The sequence below is a fragment of the Eggerthella sp. genome (assembly GCF_048329335.1).
Lineage (GTDB): Bacteria > Actinomycetota > Coriobacteriia > Coriobacteriales > Eggerthellaceae > Eggerthella > Eggerthella lenta.
Genome location: NZ_DBFEGU010000482.1, coordinates 1 through 16272 on the forward strand (window position 1 = coordinate 1; position 16272 = coordinate 16272).

The following is a 16272-nucleotide window of genomic DNA, read 5'->3' on the forward strand; positions in this document are numbered from 1 at the left end:
TTGTCATCCTGAGCGCAGCGCCGTAAGGCGCGGGGTCGAAGGATCCCGTGCGGTGCCAACTGGAAGCGCCGCAGCTGCCGCCGCACGGGATCCTTCGACCCCGCGCTTAGCGGGTCTCCCTGCGCTCGCTTCGCGCGCTCGGGAGTTCGACAGTCTGCTGGCCTGTCGAATGCTGCGCTCGCTCAGGACGACAGCGGGCGTCCCTCCGCGTGGAGCTCGACGCGGTCGAGGAGGTCTTGCTTGTCGACGGCGCTGCTCTTCTGGTACACGTTGTGGATGTAGCCCTTGATGGTGTTCGGCGACAGCCCCAGCTCGTCGGCGATGTACGTGCGCGTGCGGCCTTGGCACAACAGGATCAGCACGTCGGTTTCACGGGCGGTGAGGGCATGGGCGGCGGCGAACGAGCGCAGCAGATCGACTTGCATCGTGCGCACGTCGCTCGTCTCGGGTACAGGCGACGACGACGGCGCTTCCTTCTGCGCGCGTCGGGTTTCCAGCCGCTTCGCCACGATGGGGTTGAGCGCCAGCACGAACAGCGACACAAGTGAGATGAGCGCGAGTCCCGTCACCAGCACATCCTGCGCGATCACCGCCGCGCCGAACGCGACGCCTCCGAGGATCAGCAGCGCCGACGCCCCCAGCGCAACGCTCAGGTACACCCACATTGATACGTGGTCGCGTTCGCCCAGCAGGCACACGGCGATGCGAACGTTCATGCCCGACAGGTAGAACGCCACGAACACGAGCACCGCCGCAATCACGTGCACGATGGGCGAAGTGATGAACGGCAGCGCGATCAGCGCCACGGCCACGATGGGGAACAGGATGTCGTACAAATCGCCCACCGACAACGCGTGCTTCTTGCGCACCACGTACGCCAGCATGATGCCGGCTGCCAGCAAGATGTCCAGCACGGCCTGCGCGGCGATGGGCACGGGCTCCTCGACCACGGTTGCCACCTGGCTCACCGCGCCGAACACGAACGAGAACACCGCCAGGTACGACACCGCTTTCACGAAGTCGCCCGCGCCGCCCTGCGCGAGGCTGACGCGCCGCGCCGTTGCATCCATCGGTGCCGTGCGCGCAAGCGGCAACGCCGAAACCACGATGATGGCCAGCGCGAACAGCAGCTCGAAGGTGCCCGATGCGACGAAGATGACGGCCGCCACCGCCCCGCCGCACAGAAACGACAGCGGCACGGTGCGCGCAAGCGACACCTGGCCGCGCTCGTGTAGGCTGGTGATGCGCGCCATCCATGCAAGCTCGGCGGTGGCCAATCCGTAGCCGATCAGGCTCGAGGCGGCGATGGCGTACGGCCAGCCGCCCTCGATGAGCCCCACCAGCCGCGCGAACATGAGGGCGTTGCCCAGGAAGGCTGCGGCGAAGGCGCTGACGATGCGCGCGCGGCGCGTGGGCTTGCGGCGCAGAGCGTAGGCCAGCGCGGTGCCGGCCATCGTCAGCGCGTACGCGAGGAAGAACAGTGCGCCGAACGCATCGCCCGCCCCGTGCGACAGGCTCATCTCCTGAAGGAACGTGCTGGAGATCATGAGGGGGAACGTCAGCCCGCACACGATGCCGTATCCCACGGCGCTGCCCGCGAGCGTGCGTTTCGCGCCCGCGGATTCCGGCTTGGTTTCGTGCTGCATATCCCCTCCCTCCTCGTTCCCCGTATTCTACTCGACGCGCGCGCCGAGTAGCGGACAGGTTTCGCGCGCATGCAAAACGCATAGCGCATCGGAAGGGAGAGCGGACGGTGGCGTACGAATGTTTCACGTGAAACATTCGCGTTCCGACGCGGGAGGGCCTCGGCGAGGACGGCATCGCGACCTGCCAGGCCATCATTCCGCGCCAGCATTCCTCCTCTGCTCGCGGGCCTCGTTCGGGCGTTGGCGGGCTTCCCCACGAGTGCGCGACGCTCTGCTGACCGTTCGGTTTCCGTGTGCTGCGGCCGCATGCTCGTCCGCGCGACCGCGACCATACTGGAAAGGATCACGCAGCGATAAGGAGCAGGCATGGAAGGCATAGACCGGACGGCGCTCGCGCCCGCGGACGCGGCGCGCGTGCACGAAAGCGACGAACCCGAAACCACCCCGCTGACCTCGACCGTCGACGATGCCGAGCGCGCGGCGGCCTTTGATGCGCCTTCGACCGCAGCACGCTCCGGCCATGTCTCGGCCTCGGCCACGTCCGACGCGGCCCGCGACGCGGCGGCGCGCACCCGCGCGCACGAGCTTGCCGCAGCGTCGGCGCGGCAGGGCGGCGTGCCCGCGAGCGAGCCCAAACCCGAGCATTCGCGCGGCGTGGCCGCCGTGTTCGCTGGCTTGCTGCTGGCCATGTTCGTCAGCACGCTGTCCGAGACGGTGACGGCCACCGCGCTTCCCACCATCGTGGGCGATCTGGGCGGCGTCGACCATATGCAGTGGGTGACCACGGCGTACATCCTGGCGTCCACCGTCATGATGCCAATCTACGGCAAGCTGGGCGACCTGTTCGGCCGCAAATACCTGTTCATCATCGCGCTGTCCATCTTCATCGTGGGGTCGGCCACGTGCGGGCTCGCGCCCAGCATGGACGGCCTCATCGCGGGCCGCGCCGTGGAGGGGCTCGGCGGAGGCGGCCTTATCATCCTGGCGCAAGCTACCATCGCCGACATCATCCCGCCGCGTCAGCGAGGGAAGTACATGGGCCTCATGGGCTCGGTGTTCGCGGTGTCCACGGTGGTGGGGCCGCTGTTGGGCGGCTGGTTCGTGCAGGTGACGGGGTGGCGCTGGCTGTTCGCGTTCAACATCCCGCTGGCGCTGCTGGCCATCGCGGCCGTGGCGTTCTTCCTGACGAAGCCCGTGCGGCGCGACGACCGCCCGCCTATCGACATCGGCGGCATGATGGCCATGGCCGTGTCGGTGTCGTCGCTGGTGCTGGCCACGGCGTGGGGCGGCACGCTGTTTCCGTGGATCTCGCCGCAGATATTCGCGCTGTTCGCGCTGTTCTTCGTGGCGGCGGTTGCGTTCGTACTGGTGGAACGCAAGGCGAAGGAGCCCATCATCCCCATGCTGCTGTTCAAGAACCGCAACTTCGTGGTGTGCACGGTCACCGGAATGTTCATCATGCTGGGCATGATGGGAACCATATCGTACCTGCCCACGTACTTCCAGATCGTCGAGGGGCTGGCGCCCGAGCAGGCGGGTCTCATGACGGTGCCGATGATGGCGGGCGTGCTGATCACGGCGGTGGGCACGGGCTTCCTCGCCACGAAAACGGGCCGCTACAAGTGGATGCCCATCGCGTCGTGCGCCGTGACGGCCGTGGGGTTCGTGCTGCTGTCGCAGCTGACCGTGGGCACGCCGCTGGTGGTGACGGGCGTGTTCCTGTTCGTGCTGGGCTTCGGCATCGGTCTGGGCCAGCAGATCCTCGTGCTCATCGTGCAGAACGAGTTCCCGCACGCCATCGTGGGCACGGCGACGGCGGCGAACAACTTCTTCCGGCAGATCGGCTCCACGCTGGGCGCGTCGCTGGTGGGCGCGCTGTTCACGTCGCGCCTGACTGCCGACTTGGCCGCCAAGCTGCCGCACGTGGACAACATCAACATGAACCGCATCACGCCCGATTTCGTGCAGCACCTCGACAGCGGCACGCGCGCCATCATCACCTCGGCGTACAGCGACGCGCTCGTGCCTATCTTCCTGTACGTGGTGCCGTTGCTAGTGGTGGGCTTCGTGCTGATGCTCACGCTCAAGGAGCACCCGTTGGCCACGAAGGTGAACCACACCGGCCACCCTGGCGACACGGTGTAGAGCGAGACATCAACCTACCGGCGCAGCTGCCAGAAGGCTACGGCGCTGGCGGCGGCCACGTTGAGCGAGTCCACCCCGCAGGCCATGGGGATGCGCACGGTGTAGTCGCAGCGGGCGATGGTGTCGTGCGCGAGGCCGTCGCCCTCGGTGCCGAACACCAGCGCCAGGCGCTCCTCGGCGTTGAGGGCGGGATCGTCCAGCGGCACCGAGTCGTCCGTCAACGCGAAGGCTGCGGTCTTGAAGCCCAGCTCATGCAGCAGCGGCACGCCGTCGGGCGCCCAGCCGCCCGTGCCCGTCGCGCCCGCGCCGGCCTCTTCGCCGATGCGCGTCCACGGCACTTGGAACACCGTGCCCATCGACACGCGCACGGCGCGCCGGTACAGCGGATCGTAGCAGGCGGGCGTCACCAGCACGGCGTCGATGCCGAGGGCTGCGGCCGAGCGGAAGATGGCGCCGACGTTCGTGTGGTTCGTGATGTCTTCCAGCACCGTGATGCGCCGCGCTCCGCGTACGATATCGGCCACGCTGGGCAGCTGCGGGCGGCGGAACGCTCCCAGCGCGCCGCGCGTCAGCTCGAACCCGGTGAGCTTCGTCAACTCGTCGTGCGGTGCGACGAACACGGGGACGCCGTCGCCCCAGCGCGCGGAGATCTCGTCGATGATCGGCTGCATCGCGGGCAGCCATTTCGCTTCCATGAGCAGCGACAGAGGCTCCATGCCAGCCGCCAGCGCGCGCTCAATCACCTTGCCCGACTCGGCGATGAACAGCGCTTTCTCCGGCTCCAGCTTGCTGCGCAGCTGCGCCTCGGTCAGCCGCGCGAACGCATCCAGCCGCGGATCGTCCAGCGTTTCCACGTTCTCGATCATCGGGCTGCCTCCTCGAAGCATGCCTCGCGCACTCCGCCCGCCACGTCTGCGACGTTCGCCAGACCGCGTTCGCAGAATTCGTCGCAGGTCATGATGTGGGCGCCGATGAAGGCCATGTCCTCGATGTTCGCCGCCTGCACCTCCGGCGTGCGCGACGACGTGCAGTCTTCCAGCAGCACCACATTGTAGTCGAGCGACAGCGCGTCGTAGCAGGTGGTGCGGATGCAGTTCGGCGTGGTGGTGCCGATGAGCACGACGGTGCCCACGCCCAGGCGGCGAAGCACCAGGTCCAGCTGCGTGGCGAAGAACGCGGAGAAACGCGGCTTCGCGATCACGCGGTCGCCCGGCTGCGGCGCCAGCGGTTCGTACTCGTCCAGCGTGCGCGGGCTGGCGCAGGCGCGCGACACGGGCTTGCCGCCTTCCACCCAGCCGCGATGCCGCGCGGCTTCCACATCCGAGCCGTCGGCAGCGTACTCGCGGATGGCGTGGAACACGGGCATTCCCAGCTCGCGCGCTCGGTTGAGCGCTCGCGTGCAGGCGGGCACGGTGGCTGCGGCTCCCGCCACGCATAGCGCCGACGAGGAGTCGAGGAACCCGTGTTGCATGTCGATGATGATGAGGGCTGCTTTGCGCGGGTCGATCATAGGGCGCTCCTTCGCACGATCTCGAACTGGTTCCTATTGTAGTCGATGAGGCCGTCCCTTTTCATCCGCGACAGCTCGGCGCACATGGCACTGCGGTCCACCGACAGGTAGTCGGCCAGCTCCTGGCGGTCGAACGGGATGACGAAGCGGCTGGCGTGCGCGGCTTCCGCCTGGTCGGAGAGGTACGACAGCAGCTTGGCGCGCGTCGTGCGCTTCGTGGTGTGCTCGATTTTGCGCGTCAGCGCGTGGGTGCGCTTCGCCACGATGCCCAGCAGGTTGCGGATGAGCCGGGCGTGGAACGCGCACGACGACGGGCACATGGTGGTCACGCGCCCGATGTCCAGGAACAGCACGGTCGCGTCTTCGGCTGCCACCACGTTGATGTCGAAGGCCAGGTCGGGCTCGCAGGCATACACTTCGGCGAACGATTGGCCCGGTCCGAACGATGCGAGGATGCTGCGGTTGCCCCAGTAGTCCTCCTTCTCCAGCCGTACCGAGCCTTCCAGCATGATACCCATCGCCGTGGTGCGGTCGCCCACGCGGAAGAGGTAGGAGCCTTTGGGGAATGTGCGCTTCCGCGCGCCCAGGCACTGCAGCATGGGCGCGAGGTCGGCGGCGTCGATGTTCGCGAACAGGGGCGATCGGCCGATGAGGGGCAGGTGGTGTTCCATAGGGCTCCTTTGTTGTAAATACAACGGAAATGCTTGAACCAGTATCGTAGGGTAAGCGTCATCAGGCAAGCAAGCGATGACCGAGCGCTGCGCACTGCACCGTGAACGGCATGCGGCGCGAAGGGGGGCAGTCCCCTTTCGCGCCGCTCTGGCGGGGTTTGAGCGCAGGCGCAAGAGAGGACGAGACATGGGCGATACGGCGACGATGTTCTGCTTCCAATGCGAGCAGACGGCTGGATGTACTGGCTGCACCGGGGCGACCGGCGTGTGCGGCAAGCAGGCGAGCACGGCTGTTTTGCAGGACGAGGTGACGGGCGCGCTCGTTGCTCTGGCGCGAACCGTACGTGCTGCGGGGATGAACGGGGACGCGCGGCGAACGGCGGACGATCTTGCGATGGAAGGTTTGTTCGCTACGCTGACGAACGTTGATTTCGACGATGCGGCCTTGGCCGACCTCCTCGCGCGCGTCCATGCCGAGCGCGATTCCGTTGCAGCGTCGGCGCAGGTGGGGGCTGCGCCCGACTACGATCTGGCCATGCTGTGGAACGCACCCGAGGACGCGCGTTCGCTCAAGTCGCTGGTGCTGTTCGGTCTGCGCGGGCTGGCGGCCTACGCCTATCATGCAGCGGCGCTGGGCTATCGCGACGACGCGGTGTCGTCCTTCCTGCATGAAGGCTTGGCCGCGCTGGCCGACGACGAGGCCGACGCCGACGTGTTGCTGCCGCTGTCGCTCAAGGTGGGCGAGGTGAACCTGCGCTGTATGGAGTTGCTCGATCGGGCGAACACCGAGACGTTCGGCACGCCGGAGCCCACCACGGTGACGCGCGCGGTGGAAGCCGGCCCCTTCATCGTGGTCTCTGGTCACGACCTGCACGACCTCAAGCTGCTGCTCGATCAGACGGAAGGCCGCGGCGTGAACGTCTACACGCACGGCGAGCTGCTTCCCGCGCACGCGTATCCCGAGTTGAAGCGCTATGCCCACCTCAAGGGCAATGTGGGAACCGCATGGCAGAGCCAGCGCGTCGAGTTCGCCGACCTGCCCGCGCCCGTCCTGTTCACCACGAACTGCCTCATGCCGCCGGCGGCCTCCTACGCCGACCGCGTGTTCACCACCGGTCCTGTGGCGTACCCCGGCATGATGCACGTTGAGGCTGCGCCCGACGGCGGGAAAGACTTCGAGCCGCTCATCCAGCGTGCGCTGGAGCTGGGCGGTTATGCGGCTGCAACCGATACGACCGGCACGTTCACCACGGGCTTCGGCCACAGCGCCGTCCTCGGCGTGGCCGACACCGTGGTCGACGCGGTGAAGCAAGGCGCCATCAGCCGTTTCTTCCTTGTGGGCGGCTGCGACGGTGCGCGTCCGGGCCGCAGCTACTTCCGCGACTTCGTGCAGCAGGCTCCCGACGACAGCATCATCCTGACGCTGGCGTGCGGCAAGTTCCGCTTCAACGACCTGGACTTGGGCACTATCGGCGGTCTGCCGCGCATCATGGACATGGGTCAGTGCAACGACGCGTACGGCGCCATCCGCGTGGCCGTGGCGCTGGCCGAGGCGTTCGACTGCGGCGTGAACGACCTGCCGCTGACGCTGGTGCTGTCGTGGTACGAGCAGAAGGCCGTGTCCATCCTGCTGACGCTGTTGCATCTGGGGATTCGCGGAATCTACCTGGGTCCGACTCTGCCCGCATTCGTGTCGCCCGGCGTGTTGGATGTGCTGGTGCGCGAGTTCGACGTCCGCCCCATCACCACGCCGGAGGAGGACTTGAAGGCGATTTTGGCGTAGCTCCCGACCATGCGTGCGAAGGAGCGAAGCGAGGTGCTAAAAACGAAATTGAGTTGAGAATCCGGCGGGTATTCCGAAGTTTTCTCAATTGGTTTGAGAAAACTTCGGAACGTTTCAAAGCGGAGCTGTACCAAGCGCGTCAAAGCGTGTCAAAGGGACGGGTGATTTGACACGCCTTCGATACGCTCACGAATGGCGCGAAAGGGGACTGTCCCTTTTCGCGCCACTTAGATATCCACGCCCAGGAACTGCTTCACCAGGATGCCGATGACGAACGACAGCGCCGCCACGCCCAGGCTGATGCCGGCCATCTGGCCGAATCGTTTCTTGAACGGAAGATCCTGCGCCACCGAGAGATAGTAGTTGAACACCACGAGTATCAGCAGCACGATGACTACCATGGTACCCATGGCCCACAGGTAGTGCGACTCGTCGAACAGCAGGTACGGCAGAATCAGCAGCGCTACCGTCACGAGGTAGGCGACGCCCGTGTACGAAGCCGACTTCAGCGCGTCGGGACGCCCCTCGCTCTTCGACGACAGGTACTCGCTCGACGCCATCGACAGGGTGGCTGCGATGCCGGTGATCAGACCCGAAAGCGCGATGAGACGCGTGTTCTGCATAGCCAGCGTCAGACCCGCCAGCGTACCGGTCATCTCCACCATGGCGTCGTTCATGCCCAGCACCATGCTGCCCACGTACGACAGGCGCTCCTCGTCCAGCATCGCCAGCAGCGCCTGCTCGTGCGATTCCTCGTCGGCGCGGATGCCCAGCGCCTCGGGCGCTTCTTTCGCCAGCTCCTCGTACGAGATCTGGGCCTTCTCCTCGCCCCGCTCCATCAGCTTGACGGCGAACGTGAAGCCGAACACGCGCGCGATAAGGGAGAATCGCAGCACCTTGCCGCGCTGGGGCTTCATCGCCTCGCCAGTGTAGCGCTGCCAGATGGCGGCGTGCTTCGCCTCCTCGTCGGCGATGCGCAGCAACGCGGCGCGGTTGCTCTCGTCCTTGGTGCCGGCCGCGATGCGCCGGTACACTTCGGATTCGGTCACCTCGTTCTGCTGGAAGATGCGAACCTGTGCGAGCGCTTCGGGGGAGAGCTGCGCGGTCGGGGCGGGTGCGGTATCGATCATGATGCTCCTCGCTGTTTCTTTTTCGGTTCGGCTGCCAGCATATCCGATTTTGCTATGTCGTGGCTGCTGTTTTCCGGTTGCGCCGCATCTTTCTCGCTCCGTGTCCGATCCCGTGCATCCGATGGTGCCGCCGGTGGCGAAAAAGGCTCGAATTCGGAAGTTTCGGAGCGTGCCGCAGGCGCTGCGAAAAACGCTCTTTCTCGTAATACCTGGTCATCGAAGTGCCCTTCATGGATACAGGCATGCCGTGCCCTCCTGAGGGGCGCGATGGTTTCCGAATTCGGCATCTTTTTGCCATTTCGAGCCCGGGGCGTTGCACGCTCTCAGGTCTGGGGCGTTGCACGCTTCACCCAGAGCAGCCACCCGAAGGCGGCCGCCATCAGCACGAGGCCTGCGGCGTCGAACAGGATGAAGCGCTCGATGCTGGCGGAAAGCGCGGCGTGGCCGGCGGGCAGCCCGAAGCGCAGCCACGATTCGCCGGCAAGGCCGATGGCCTGCTGCACCAGCACGATGACGGCCACGGCGCGGAAGCGCAGCGGGCTGGCGATGACGGCGGGGTAGGTGGCGTTCCACATGAGGAACGCGATGCCGAGGCCCTGCACGGCCGCGGCGCCCGGCACGCCCGCCACCTCGAACGACGGTGCGTAGGCATCGGGCCAAAGCACGAACGACGCCGCGCACTGCACGTTGATGGCAAACACCAGCAGAAACGCTGCGCGCGCCAGCCACGCGGCGCGGCGTACGCGCACGGGCAGGTCGTTCGTGTCGGCGGGTTGGTTCATACCGATATCCTTTCGCATTGTCGTGCAGCATACCACGCCCCTCGCGCGGCGGTATACTGCTGTTGAGCAACCGAAGAAAGGATCTCCATGACTGCCTCCGAACCCACGCCGCCCATCGCATCCCCGTCTCCTGCCGCGCCCCTCGCAAGCCAGCTTGCGGCCAACCCCTGCAGCCATCCGTCGTTCGACCAGTTCGTCGCCACCATCGCCGCGCTGCGCGCGCCGGACGGATGCCCGTGGGATCGCACGCAGACGCACCAGAGCATCGCGCACAACATGATCGAAGAGGCATACGAGGCGGTGGACGCCATCGAAGCCGCCGATGTCGCGCACCTGCGCGAGGAGCTGGGCGACGTGCTGCTGCAGGTGGTGTTGCAAAGCCAGATAGCTTCCGATGCCGGTGAGTTCGACATCAACGACGTGTGCGCCGACGTGAACGAGAAGATGGTCCGCCGCCATCCTCACGTGTTCGGCGAGGCGCAAGCCGCCAACGCCGGGGACGTGCTGGATCTGTGGGAACGGGTGAAGATGGCGGAGAAGGGCGCCGCCGACGAGGCGGCCGACGGTGCGGGCGAGCGGCGCGAAGGCCTGCTGGACGGCGTGCCCACCAGCTTCCCCGCGCTCATGCAGGCGCAGAAGATATCTCGCAAGGCCGCGGCCGCCGGGTTCGAGTGGGACTCGCTTGACGGCGTGTGGGAGAAAGTGCGCGAGGAAATCGCCGAGCTGCAAGAAGCCTACGCCGTCGCGCCCAAGGCGGCGAACGGCAAGGTGGACGCCGCGGCCGCTTCCGCAGGCGCGGCCGTCGACCCCGCCGCGGCCGAGGCGGCCGTCGCCGCCGTCGAGGACGAGCTCGGCGACGTGCTGTTCTCGCTGGTGAACGTGGGCCGCCGCATGGGCGTGGACGCAGAAGGTGCGCTGCGCTCCACCTGCCGCAAGTTCCGCGACCGATGGGCCTGGATGGAGCAAGCCGCCTGGCAGCAGGGTCGAACCATCGAAGACCTCTCCAGCGAAGAGCGCGAAACCCTGTGGAACGAGGCGAAGAAGCGCGAGCGATCGTAGGGTCGCCTCCTGTCGTCCTGGGCGCCCGCACCGCTTCGTTCGGGTCTCCGCTTCAACCCTTTGGCACATTTGATGGCGCAGGTGGGCGTAAAGCGCTAAACTGTATCCCCATCGTCATACATCCTACCAAGAAGGCGAGGAGGGCGATGCGTCCTGCATGGGAATTTGGAATCGAAAAAGACTCGCTGGAGGAAGAAAAAACCGACGGGGGGGGGGGGGCTCATTCGGGCCTTCTGAGCACGACGCCCTCTCGGGTCTTCTAAACCGCAGCGGATTCAACGTGCGCGTGCGCGCATTGATCGACGCCCATCCCGATGAGGCGTATGTTCTTGTGTACGGCGACATCGATCGCTTCAAGGCGTATAACGATCTGTTCGGCACTTCGGCGGGCGATAGCCTGCTCGCTGATATCGGCGAGATGATCCGCCGCAATCTGCCGAGCAATGCGGCGGCGGCTCGGTTGCGCGCCGATCATTTCATCGGCTGCTTCCCGCGTTCTCTGTTCGACGCCGATCGCATGCTCGCCGTGTTCAACGACTGGTTCGCTGCCTATCGTCAGGACTTCACCTTCTTCGTTCGCATGGGGGTGTATTCCATCGACGATCCCGAGCTGGACGTCAACCTCATGTGCGACCGTGCGCTCTTGGCGCTGCGCGCCGCGAAGAGCGGTTCTGCGGGCAGCCGCTATGTGCTGTACGACGAGACGCTGCGTGCGTCGCTGCTGAAGGAGCAGCAGCTGGCGGGCGAGATGACTACCGCGCTCGACCGGGGGCAGTTCGTGCCGTTCTTCCAGCCTCAGTACTGCTATGCGACCGGCCGTATGATCGGCGCCGAAGTGCTCGCGCGCTGGAAGCATCCCAAGCGTGGTCTGCTGGGTCCCGCCGAGTTCATTCCCGTGTTCGAGCGCAACGGCCTCATCTCCCGCTTCGATTACTATATGTGGGATCAGGCGTGCCGCTGCCTGCGCGCGTGGATCGACGCGCACGGTCGCGACGCCGTGCCGCATCTGTCGGTGAACCTGTCGCGCGCCGACATCTATCGATCCGACCTGTGCTCGTATCTCAAGGGGCTCGTGGAGCGCTACGATGTGCCGCCCAGCCTGCTGAACCTCGAGATCACCGAAAGCGCGTACATGGAATCGCCTGACCAGCTGGTTGGAGCCGTCATGGAACTGCGCCGCGCCGGCTTCACCGTGGAGATGGACGACTTCGGCAGCGGATACTCGTCGCTGAACACGCTGAAAGACGTGCCTGTGGACGTGTTGAAGCTGGACATGGGCTTCCTCGATGCGCACGAGAGCTCGCGCGGCGGCCTCATCCTCGCCTCCATCGTGCGCATGGCGCGCTGGCTGAACCTGCCCGTCATCGCCGAGGGAGTGGAAACCCAGAAGCAGGCAGCATACCTGGCCAGCATAGGGTGCGAGTACATGCAGGGCTATCTGTTCTCGCGTCCGGTAGATCGCGAGACGTTCGAGCGCATGTTGATGGACGGCGGTCGAGAGTCCGTCAAGCGGCCGATCATTGAGAATCTGCAGGATGATGCATCCGAGTTTTGGAACGCGGATTCCCCGGTAACCCATTTTTTCAACAGCTACGTGGGCGCCGCCGCCATCGCCGAATACGACAACCGAACGTTGGAGATCGCGCGTGCGAACCATCAGTTCGCTGAGCTGTTCGGCATGCTCGATGATTTGGACGCGGCGGAGAGGATACGCAAGGACCTGCTGACGCAGCTGTTGGACGAGGATCGTGCCGCGCTGCATGAGGCTATTTTGCGCGCGGTGCGCGATCGCGGCGACTCCGAGAGCGAGCTGCGTTTCCGCAGCGGCGGACGAGGGCGTTGGATCCGTGTCCGCATCCGTCTGCTCTCGCGCGCGGGCAATCTCAGCAACCTCTATTTGCTTGCCGAGGAAACCACTCAGGAGCAGGCTTTGCGCGATCGGCTGGCTGCCACGCGCGACACCATTCCGGGCGGTCTGGCGTTCTACGAGGTGGCGGATCGCATTCGTCTGTTGGATTTCAGCGATGCCGCTGCCGATATGATCGGCTACACTCGCGAGGAATACCAGGCCCGCACGTTGGACGACGCGCTTGCGGTGGTGCATCCGGAAGATCGCGCACGCGTCGAAGCGGTGGCTGCCGAACTGGATGCGGGTGCGTCGCGGTCGTCGTGCACTATGCGCGTTCTGCGCGGCGACGGCAAGGTGGCGTGGCTGCATCTTTCAGCGTCGACGATGTATCGAGACGAGACGGCGCTGTACGTGGTGGCCGTGCTCATCGACGTGACGAACGAGAAGGAGAATGAGCAACGCCTCAAGGCGCAAAGCGAGCTGCAGTGCCGGTTGAGCGATTCCGTTCCGTGCGGCATCGTGCGCTATACGGTGGACGACGAGCCCCGCGTGCTATTCGTCAACCGTACGGGATGCGAGATATTCGGGTACGCCGATTTCGCTGCATATCGTGCTGGGACGGCGGGCGGTAAGATCGTACCCATCCACGATGACGACGATGAGCTGCATGCCAAGACGGTTGCGGCGCTCAAGGCCGGGGCGGCGCCCATCGGCTTCACGTATCGTTTCGTGCGAAGCGACGGCTCGATGGGATGGATCGAGGGCACGTCGGCGCTGGAGCGCGATATCGACGGCAGGACCGTCGTCCAAAGCGCGTTCCTGGATGTGTCCGACCGCCAGCAGAAGCGCTACGAACAGGATATACACCGTTATTCGATGGTGTTGTGCTCGGTGTACGACGAGATCGTCGAGTTCGATGGCGAGAACAAGACGTACCGCTCGCTGTACTCGTCGGGCAGGACGCTCGCCGACAGAACCATGCCCATGGAAGAGGCGCTCAAGTTCTGGACCGACCATCTGCCCGAGCCGGACGATCGCTTGCGCCTACGTGCCGCGATAGACGAATGCCTTGCAGACGACGGCGCCAGCCCTATCGCCTGCACCTACCGAATGGCGTTCGAAGATAGGAGCTGCTGGTACCAGAGCATTCTGCTGCGAGTGTCGGAGTCGGCCGTGCTGTGCTGCAGCAAGGACGTGACGGAACACGTGTCGAACGAGGATCGCAGGATCATGATGCGCGTGCTGGACACCATGGGCAAGCTGCCGGTGGGCGTGGGCGTGTTCGCGAAGCGCGATGGCGAGGTGCGGCTGCGCTATGCCAACGACCGACTGAGCACCATGTTCGGCGACGGGCTTCCGGGTGCGCCCGATAATCCCGATTGGGATGCGCCGCTTGAGCTGAGCGAAGAGGTGAAGCGGCTCGATCAGCGTTGCGTCGACCAGGAATCATCGCGGATGGGAACGAATTGGACGTAGGTCTTCGTGCGGTGCGCGATAACGGAGAGGCGATTGACGTGCGGATCCAGGGTCGCGTAGCGCGCGAGCCTGACGGCGAGCTGGTTCTGTACGCAGTGGTCAGCGACGTGACGGCGGAGCTGCGCGATCAGCGTGAACGCTCTTGGCAGAATGAGCGCTATCGCCTGCTCAGCGAGATGACGCACAAGATGAGCTTCGACTACGATTCGGATTCCGACACGGTGCTTTTGTACATGGATCGCACGGGCAAGGGCATGGAAGCCCAGGTTATCCCTCATTATTTGGAAACGCTTTCGGAAACTCGCGGCAAAATCATCCATCCTGGCAGCATGGACGACGTGCGCAGGATGTTCCAGCATGCACGGTCGGGCGCCAACGAGGTGAGCGCCGAGTATCAGGCAGACTACTTCGGCAAGGGCTATGCCTGGTACCGCGCCAATCTGTTCGTTGCCCACGACGTCGCGGGCGTGTGGCATCTCGTAGGGTTGATAGAGAATATCGATGACGAGCACGATCTGCGGTTCCGTGCGGAAAACGACGCGACGACGGGGTTGAGCAACCATACCGCCACGCAGGATCTGGTTGCCTCGGCGCTCGCCGACGCATCGGTGCGGCGGCACAGCGTGTGCGTCGCGCTCGATATCGACGACTTCAAGTAGGTGAACGACACGTACGGTCACATTGAGGGCGATACGTTGCTGCATGAGGTGGGCAAGGTGCTGAGATCGAGCTTCCGCGAAAGCGACGTGCTGGGTCGCGTGGGCGGCGACGAGTTCCTGCTGCTGCTGAAAAACATCGATCTCGAAGTGGCACTGGACAAGCTGGAACAGGTCAAGCGCCAGCTTGCAGCCGTGAAGGTCGGCTCGCAGGGAAAAGCCCTGTCGGTCAGCATGGGCGTGTATGTGCCGGAAGACGATGACCTGGCGTACCGCGACGTGTTCGTGAAGGCCGACGAGGCGCTGTATCGGGCGAAGCGTTCGGGGAAGAACCGCATCTGCGTCCACGGCCGCTAGGGTCTTTTGCGACTTCCGTCATTCCGATTGCAAGCGCCAATCGCTGATCTCCTTGCCATCCTGAGCGCAGGAGGCGGAGCCGCCGGAGTCGAAGGATCCGGCGCACCGCCAGCCCTCTCCGCCTGGCGCATCTGATGATTGCGCGGGATTCGGCAGCCGGAACGCCGTTGACGTGACGGCTCGGCTATCATGGGATCGGTAGAGCCGTGCTTGAAGGAGTATTCGTTATGGCAGACGCATCGCAGCAGCCGTCCGATCGTCGACTTGCAGTCGAGGCGCAGAGAGGCGAGGGGGCCAGCCGCTTTCCCTTTTTGTTGACCGACGACCTGCGCAGCCCCCTGGACGATCTGCAGCGTCTTCGTGACGCCGAGGTGAAAACCCGCGAGATCATCCAGAAGTACCAAGCTGCCATGCGCGAGATGATGGTGCGCTTCGAGATCCTCGACCAGGATCTCAATCTCAAGAAGCACCGCAACCCCATCCATCATCTGGAGTCGCGCATAAAGAAGCCTGCCAGCATATTCGAGAAGCTGGAGCGCTACGGCAAAGAGCCCACGCTGGAGAACCTCGAGCGCTACATCATGGACGTGGCCGGCGTGCGCGTGATCTGCTCGTACATCCACGACGTGTACAACCTGCTGGAGCTGCTGCAAAAACAGGATGACCTGGAGATCGTCGAGATCAAAGATTACATCAACAATCCGAAGCTGAACGGCTATCGTAGCCTGCACGTTATCGTACGCATTCCCGTGTACTTTCTTGACAAGAAGGAACTCATTCCCGTCGAGGTGCAGCTGCGCACCATCGCCATGGACTTCTGGGCCAGCTTGGAACACGATCTGAAGTACAAGTCGGTGAGCGAGGTGCAGGGGATCGACTCCTACGACGAGCTCAAGGATTGCAGTCGCATCATCGAAGACGTGGAGTCGCGCATGCAGATCCTCGCTCGCGCGTTGGAGATGGAAGATTAGCGGCCGGAGCCAGCTGCATGGGCTGATGGCCCGCACCCGCGCGCCTTCTGCGCGGCTCCGTCAGCATCTTCCGAAAGAGGCAAGCCGACTTTCCGGCCTGCCTCTTTCTTGCTCTAGTTCTCGAAATACTCCGAGAAGCGGGCGGTCTGCTTGTTCTCGCGAATGACGGCGGCGCTCTTCGGCTCTTCGATGCGCATGAAGAAGAAGTGCAGGTAATGGATGAACACGTATCCCACC

At 64.8% G+C, this 16272-nt stretch carries 13 protein-coding genes; 7 read left to right on the forward strand and 6 right to left on the reverse strand.

From position 1 onward, the window contains the following. Window positions 1-182: 182 nt before the first annotated feature. A complete protein-coding gene (locus ACMO6A_RS14940; protein ID WP_009305785.1) occupies window positions 183-1646 on the reverse strand; it encodes a helix-turn-helix transcriptional regulator in 1464 nt (487 codons plus the stop codon). 366 nt (window positions 1647-2012) lie between these two features. Between ACMO6A_RS14940 and ACMO6A_RS14945 the strand changes: the two genes are divergently transcribed. Beyond that, window positions 2013-3791: an MDR family MFS transporter gene (locus ACMO6A_RS14945; RefSeq protein ID WP_009608070.1), complete on the forward strand. Its 1779-nt coding sequence runs from the start codon at window positions 2013-2015 to the stop codon at window positions 3789-3791. Window positions 3792-3805: 14 nt separating this feature from the next. Here ACMO6A_RS14945 and ACMO6A_RS14950 read toward each other — a convergent pair whose 3' ends face one another. The 3 genes from ACMO6A_RS14950 to ACMO6A_RS14960 are packed head-to-tail and all read right to left on the reverse strand — an operon-like array spanning window position 3806 to window position 5972. After that, entirely contained in the window at window positions 3806-4657 is an 852-nt protein-coding gene (locus ACMO6A_RS14950; protein ID WP_009305787.1) for a TrmH family RNA methyltransferase, read from the reverse strand. Then, on the reverse strand, window positions 4654-5301 hold the full coding sequence (locus ACMO6A_RS14955) for a cysteine hydrolase family protein (protein ID WP_009305788.1): 648 nt from the start codon (window positions 5299-5301) through the stop codon (window positions 4654-4656). The genes ACMO6A_RS14950 and ACMO6A_RS14955 overlap by 4 nt, the downstream gene beginning before the upstream one ends. Next, window positions 5298-5972 (reverse strand): Crp/Fnr family transcriptional regulator, encoded by a 675-nt coding sequence (locus ACMO6A_RS14960; RefSeq protein ID WP_009305789.1) that lies wholly within the window; start codon window positions 5970-5972, stop codon window positions 5298-5300. Before ACMO6A_RS14960 ends, ACMO6A_RS14955 begins: the two co-directional genes overlap by 4 nt. A 187-nt stretch (window positions 5973-6159) precedes the next feature. Here ACMO6A_RS14960 and hcp point away from each other — a divergent pair, with 187 nt between their 5' ends. Beyond that, on the forward strand, window positions 6160-7755 hold the full coding sequence (gene hcp / locus ACMO6A_RS14965) for a hydroxylamine reductase (protein WP_009305790.1): 1596 nt from the start codon (window positions 6160-6162) through the stop codon (window positions 7753-7755). Window positions 7756-7982: 227 nt separating this feature from the next. On the opposite strand, the gene ACMO6A_RS14970 is transcribed toward hcp, so the two are convergent. Together ACMO6A_RS14970 and ACMO6A_RS14975 are read right to left on the reverse strand one after the other, a co-directional pair. Beyond that, window positions 7983-8885 (reverse strand): VIT1/CCC1 transporter family protein, encoded by a 903-nt coding sequence (locus ACMO6A_RS14970; RefSeq protein ID WP_009305791.1) that lies wholly within the window; start codon window positions 8883-8885, stop codon window positions 7983-7985. Window positions 8886-9208: 323 nt separating this feature from the next. After that, complete coding sequence (locus tag ACMO6A_RS14975) at window positions 9209-9667, reverse strand: hypothetical protein (protein ID WP_009305792.1); 459 nt, start codon at window positions 9665-9667, stop codon at window positions 9209-9211. Between the two features lie 87 nt (window positions 9668-9754). Between ACMO6A_RS14975 and mazG the strand changes: the two genes are divergently transcribed. From mazG to ACMO6A_RS15000, 5 genes are all read left to right on the forward strand, one after another. Next, window positions 9755-10726, forward strand: coding sequence for a nucleoside triphosphate pyrophosphohydrolase (gene mazG / locus ACMO6A_RS14980; protein ID WP_009305793.1), 972 nt, complete (start codon window positions 9755-9757; stop codon window positions 10724-10726). Between the two features lie 286 nt (window positions 10727-11012). Continuing rightward, window positions 11013-14051 (forward strand): EAL domain-containing protein, encoded by a 3039-nt coding sequence (locus ACMO6A_RS14985; protein ID WP_157666240.1) that lies wholly within the window; start codon window positions 11013-11015, stop codon window positions 14049-14051. A 38-nt stretch (window positions 14052-14089) separates the two neighbouring features. Continuing rightward, a complete protein-coding gene (locus tag ACMO6A_RS14990; protein ID WP_227791409.1) occupies window positions 14090-14710 on the forward strand; it encodes a hypothetical protein in 621 nt (206 codons plus the stop codon). Then, window positions 14711-15064 carry a GGDEF domain-containing protein gene (locus tag ACMO6A_RS14995; protein WP_009608102.1) on the forward strand — a complete coding sequence of 118 codons (354 nt, stop codon included), beginning with the start codon at window positions 14711-14713 and terminating at the stop codon, window positions 15062-15064. Between the two features lie 227 nt (window positions 15065-15291). Next, window positions 15292-16035, forward strand: a complete 744-nt coding sequence (locus tag ACMO6A_RS15000; RefSeq protein ID WP_009608174.1) for a GTP pyrophosphokinase — start codon at window positions 15292-15294, stop codon at window positions 16033-16035. Window positions 16036-16272: the final 237 nt, after the last annotated feature.